General features: G+C 77.7%; 5 protein-coding genes. 3 read left to right on the top strand and 2 right to left on the bottom strand.

All coding sequences use genetic code 11. The features are described from left to right. Nucleotides 1-66: 66 nt before the first annotated feature. Nucleotides 67-957 (bottom strand): peptidase, encoded by an 891-nt coding sequence (locus ACRYM0_RS20140; protein ID WP_432507629.1) that lies wholly within the window; start codon nt 955-957, stop codon nt 67-69. Nucleotides 958-1043: 86 nt separating this feature from the next. Further along, the gene (locus ACRYM0_RS20135; protein ID WP_432507627.1) at nt 1044-2162 is read right to left on the bottom strand and encodes a diacylglycerol/lipid kinase family protein; all 1119 of its coding nucleotides are present in this window, start codon (nt 2160-2162) and stop codon (nt 1044-1046) included. A gap of 69 nt (nt 2163-2231) precedes the next feature. Between ACRYM0_RS20135 and serS the strand changes: the two genes are divergently transcribed. The 3 genes from serS (at nt 2232) to ACRYM0_RS20120 (ending at nt 5380) form a co-directional block, all read left to right on the top strand. After that, a complete protein-coding gene (serS, locus tag ACRYM0_RS20130; RefSeq protein WP_432507625.1) occupies nt 2232-3503 on the top strand; it encodes a serine--tRNA ligase in 1272 nt (423 codons plus the stop codon). 108 nt (nt 3504-3611) lie between these two features. Next, nucleotides 3612-4445, top strand: a complete 834-nt coding sequence (locus ACRYM0_RS20125) for an HAD family hydrolase (protein WP_432507624.1) — start codon at nt 3612-3614, stop codon at nt 4443-4445. After that, nucleotides 4442-5380: an oxygenase MpaB family protein gene (locus tag ACRYM0_RS20120; RefSeq protein ID WP_432507623.1), complete on the top strand. Its 939-nt coding sequence runs from the start codon at nt 4442-4444 to the stop codon at nt 5378-5380. Before ACRYM0_RS20125 ends, ACRYM0_RS20120 begins: the two co-directional genes overlap by 4 nt. Nucleotides 5381-5424: the final 44 nt, after the last annotated feature.

Here is a 5424-nt window from a genome sequence, read left to right as displayed (position 1 = left end):
TGATCAAGGAAGTTGCAACTTCCTTGATCACCGAGGGCTGTGGGGGGCGGGAGGGGTGGGGGAGCGTCAGACCTCGCCGAGGCACGGGCCCCCGCCCAGGGCGGCCAGGCCCGTCAGGTCCCCCGCGGCGAAGCCCGCCACCCCGGTGAACTCCGGGTCCATCAGCTGCGCGGGGTCCTCCACGTGCCCCAGGCCCACCACGTGCGCCAGCTCGTGCAGCCACACCGCCTGCACCCGCCGGCGCACCGCCGGGTCGCCGAGGTCGCCCAGGGCGCTCGCCGTCACCCCCGCCGAACCCGACACGATGACCGCCCGCCCCGAGGACGTGCGGGCCAGCACCGGCCCGCCCCGCCCCAGCACCACCCCGCCGGTGCCCTGCTCGCCGGCGCCCTGCTCACCGGTGCCCCGCCCGCTCGCGCCGTGCCCCCGGGCGGCGTCCTCGGCGGCCTCCACGGGCACGTTCCAGCGCAGCAGCGCCGGCGCCCACCGGTCGCCCCAGCGCTGCGGGTCGTACGGCCGTGCGCGGTCCGTCTCGTCGGTGGTGCCGTCGCTCACGAAGCGCAGGCCCGTGGCCCGCGAGACCCGCTCCAGCGCCGCGGCCAGCACCGCCTCCCCGCCGGGCGGGGCCCCCTCGGGGTTCACCACGTAGTGCACCGGGCGGCACGGGTCCCAGCGGGCCGGCTCGCCGTCCGCGCCGCGCGCCCCGGCGGACCAGGACGCGCTGGGCACCGCCACCGGCTCCGGGTGCCCCAGCGGGCTGCCGGTGGACTCGTGCCCCGGCGTGGGGAAGCGCCGCGGCCCGGCGGCCGCCACGCCCGCGCCGTCGACCAGGCCGGTGCGCTCCAGCGCCGGCACGCCCACCGCCAGCACCAGCGCCAGCGCGCCCGAGAACAGCGCGCGCAGCGCGGGGCGGCGCCCCCGGGGCGCGCGTCGGCGGTCCGGGGCGGCGGCGGGCACCCGACGACTGTGCCGTCCCCGAGCCCGCCGGGGAGGCGTTCTCCCCGAACGGCGCAGGGGGCCCACCCGTCCGGCCGCCGGGGCGGTCAGCCCCGGGGCGGGGGACAGCGCACCAGCAGCACGCCGGGCTCCACCGCGACCCGGATCCGCAGCGCGGTGCCGATCGGGTCGCCGTCCAGCTCCACCTCCTGCGGTTCCGCGCAGCTCACCTCGATGCTGCGCCCGCGCAGGTGCTGCACCCGCCGCTGCCCGCGCCGGTCGCGCGTGACGATCGCCCACGCCACCTCGCCCCAGGCGATCCCGCCGCGCGGGGAGAGCACCACCGCGTCGAGGAACCCGTCGTCGACGCGCGCGTCCGGCATGAGCACGAGGTTCTTCGTCAGCCGCCCGCAGTTGCCGACGATGACGGCGCGGGTGCGCACGCCCACGGGCTCACCGTCGTCCACGCGCACCTTCACCCGCGCCTGCGGCCCCCACAGCGCCCGCGCGCCCGACACCACGTAGGCGCCGTAGCCCAGGTGCCGCTTCAGGCGGTCCTCGACCCCCGCCATCATCGCCGCGTCGAACCCCAGGCCGGCCATGACGAGGAACAGGTGCCGCTCGGGAGCGGGGTCGTCGCCGGTGCGGTCGACCTCCAGCCACCCCACGTCCACGGCGGTGTCCGGGGCGGAGAACACGAGGTCGAGCGCGGCGGTCAGGTCCGCGTGCGGGACGTCGAGGTTGCGGGCCAGCAGGTTGCCGGTGCCGGCGGGCAGCAGGCCCATCGGCACCCCGGTGCCCGCCATCGCCTCGGCGACCGCCCGCACCGTGCCGTCCCCGCCGGCGGCCAGCACGACGTCCACGCCCTGCGCCAGCGCCGCGCGGGCCTGCTCGGTGCCCCGCTCGGCCGGTGTCGTCTCCAGCCACAGCGGGTCCTCCCAGCCGTGGGTGCGGAATGCCGCCGCCGTGTAGGCCTGCCGCCGCCGGCGCGCGCTCTCGTCCAGGTGCGCGAACTTGGAGGGGTTCACCACGATCGCCGCCCGCGGCCGCGCGGGCGGCGCCTGCGCCAGCGCCGGGGTGGACACCTCCGCCAGCAGGGCCCGCAGTCGCCGGCCGGTGCGCCGCTCGCGCACCAGCAGCCCGCTCACCACGACCAGCAGCACGGCCAGCAGCACGACCGGCGCGAGGAGGAGCGCACCCGCCCCCTGCACGTCGCCCGCCGTCACCCGGCCACGCTACCGGGGCCGCTCCCGTCGAGCGCGCAGCGGGCGCGGGCGCTCCGTTAGGGTCGGTGCGTGATCGACCTGCGACTGCTCCGGGACGACCCCGACGCCGTGCGCGCCAGCCAGCGCGCCCGCGGCGAGGACGAGGCGGCCGTGGACCGCGCGCTGGCCGCCGACGTGCGCCGCCGCGGGGCGATCTCCGAGTTCGAGCGGCTGCGCGCCGAGCAGAAGTCCCGCGGCAAGGACGTCGCCAGGGCGAAGGGCGAGGAGAAGCAGGCCCTGCTGGCCGGGGTGAAGGAGCTCGCCGAGCAGGTCAAGGCCGCCCAGGCCGAGGCCGACGCCGCCGCGCAGGAGTTCGACGCCGCGATGCGCTCCATCCCCAACGTCGTCGCCGACGGCGTGCCGCCCGGCGGCGAGGACGACTACGTCGTGCTGCGCGAGGTCGGCGAGCGGCCGCAGCCGCCCGAGGGCCTGGCCGCCTGGCGCGACCACCTGGAACTGGGCGAGCTGCTGGGCGCCATCGACACCGAGCGCGGCGCGAAGGTGTCCGGCTCGCGGTTCTACTTCCTCACCGGCGTCGGCGCGCGCCTGGAGCTGGCGCTGCTGAACATGGCCGTCGCCCGCGCCCTCGAGGCCGGGTTCACCCCGATGATCACCCCGACGCTGGTCAAGCCGGAGGTCATGGCGGGCACCGGGTTCCTCGGTGCGCACGCCGCGGAGGTGTACCGGCTGGCCGAGGACGACCTCTACCTCACCGGCACCTCCGAGGTGGCGCTGGCCGGCTACCACGCCGACGAGATCCTCGACCTGTCCGCGGGCCCGAAGCGGTACGCGGGCTGGTCGGCCTGCTACCGGCGCGAGGCCGGTTCGTACGGCAAGGACACCCGCGGCATCGTCCGCGTGCACCAGTTCCACAAGGTCGAGATGTTCTCCTTCTGCCGCCCCGAGGACGCCGCCGCCGAGCACGAGCGGCTGCTGGCCCTGGAGGAGGCGATGCTCGCCGCGGTCGAGGTGCCCTACCGGGTCATCGACACCGCCGCCGGCGACCTCGGCAGCTCCGCGGCCCGCAAGTTCGACTGCGAGGCGTGGGTGCCCTCGCAGGGTGCCTACCGGGAGCTGACCTCCACCTCGAACTGCACGACCTTCCAGGCGCGCCGCCTGGGCGTGCGCGAGCGCACCGAGGGCGAGGGTGGCACCCGCCCGGTGGCGACCCTCAACGGCACCCTGGCCACCACCCGCTGGATCGTGGCGCTCCTGGAGAACCACCAGCTCCCCGACGGCTCGGTGCGCGTGCCGCAGGCGCTGCGCCCGCACCTCGGGCTGGACGTCCTCACCCCCGCCTGAGCCCACGCCTGAGCCCCCGTCCGGGTCCCGGTCGGGACCGGCGCCCGGACGGGTGGTGCCGCGCGCCTCGCCGGGCCACCCGCCCCGGCGGGAACTAGGGTCGACCGGGTGAACGGGGGGATGCGGGGCGCGCTGGTCGCGCTGGACGTCGATGGCACGATCGTCGACCACGACGAGGCGCTGTCGGACCGGGTGCGGGTGGCCGTGCAGCGGGTGGCGGCGTCGGGGGCGCACGTGGTGGTGGCCACGGGCCGCTCCCTGCACGGGGTGCTGCCGGTGCTGCAGCGGCTGGACCTGCACACCGGGTTCCTGGTGTGCAGCAACGGCGCCGTCACCGTGGAGCTGGACCGCTCGGAACCGGAGGGCTACCGGGTGGTGTCCCTGCACACCTTCGACGCCTCCCGGGCCGCGCAGGCGCTGCGCGCGAGCATCCCCACCGGGCTGTTCGCGGTGGAGGTGCTGGGCCGCGGCTTCAAGGTCACCGGGCCGTTCCCGGACGGCGAGCTGACCGGCGAGGTCGAGGTCGTGCCGTTCGAGGAGATGTTCGACGAACCGGTGATGCGCGTGGTGGTGCGCAGCCCCGAGCACACCTCGGCGGAGTTCGGGGAGCTCGTGGCGGGCATCGGCCTGCACGGGGTGGCGTACTCGGTGGGCTGGACGGCGTGGCTGGACCTGGCCCCGGACGGCGTCACCAAGGCCAGCGCCCTGGAGGACGTGCGCTCGCGGCTGGACGTGCCCCGCGCGGCGACCATCGCGGTCGGCGACGGGCGCAACGACGTCGAGATGCTGCAGTGGGCGGCGCGCGGCGTGGCGATGGGCAACGCGCCCGCGGAGGTGCGCGCGGTCGCCGACGAGGTGACCGGTGACGTGGACGACGACGGCCTGGCCGACGTCCTGGAGGACCTGCTGGCCGGCGAGCGCGAGGCTCGCGCCGCCTCGTGACCCGCCCGGCCGGGCCCGGCGCGCCCGGCCCGCTGGAGCGGGTGCGGCGCACCTTCCGCGCCCGCGTGGCCGGCGACCCGAGCGGGACGCCGGACTGGGTGCGCGAGGTCGCCGTGGTGGGCGGCCGCGACGGGTGGTTCGACCCGGCCGGGGTGGTGTGGGCGGTGCACGGTGGGCTGCCCACCCTCGTCGGCGGTCTGGTGGCGCTGCTGGGGCAGGCCGCCCACCCGCTGGCGCTCGCGGGGGTGCAGGGCCACTCGGACTACCGGCGCGACCCGTGGGGGCGGCTGGTGGGCACGGCCCGGTGGCTGGCGGTGTGCACGTTCGGCTCGGCGGAGCTGGCCGAGCGCGAGTGCGCCCGGGTGCGCGGGGTGCACCGGCGGGTGCGGGGGACGACCGCCGACGGGCGCGCGTACTCGGCCGGCGACCCGGACCTGCTGCGCTGGGTGCACCTGGCCTTCACCGACGCGTTCCTCGCCGCGCACCGCGAGCTGGGCGTGGACCTCGCCCCCCGGTTCGGGCGGCGCTGGCCGGACGCGTACGTGCGCGAGTGGGCGCCCAGCGCGCGGGCGCTGGGTGCGCGCGACCTCCCGGCGAGCGAGGCGGAGCTGGCCGAGGCGCTGGCGGGGTTCGCGCCGGTGCTGGAGCCGGTGCCTGCGGACCTGCGCCGCTTCCTGCTCGCCCCGCCGGGGCTGAGCCGGGCGGAGGCGCCGTTCTACGCGGGGCTGACCGGGGCGGCGGAGCTGCTGCTGTCCCCGGTGGTGGCGCCGTGGGCCGGTGCGCCCGGGCGCGGTGCGCGCGGCCCGCGCCGGCGCTTCCGCCTGGCGACCGCCCGGGCCCAGCTGCGGGCGCTGCGCGCGGTGACGGGCCCGGAGCCCTGGGAGCAGGCCGGGCGCTTCCGCACCGGCACCGGCCCGCGCCCCACCTGGCTCTGACCCCCTCCCCTTCGGTGATCAAGGAAGTTGCAACTTCCTTGATC

The sequence above is a fragment of the Kineococcus arenarius subsp. arenarius genome, from assembly GCF_050871845.1.
Lineage (GTDB): Bacteria > Actinomycetota > Actinomycetes > Actinomycetales > Kineococcaceae > Kineococcus.
Note: the sequence above shows the minus strand (reverse complement) of the source record. Positions and strands in the feature narration are given on the sequence as shown.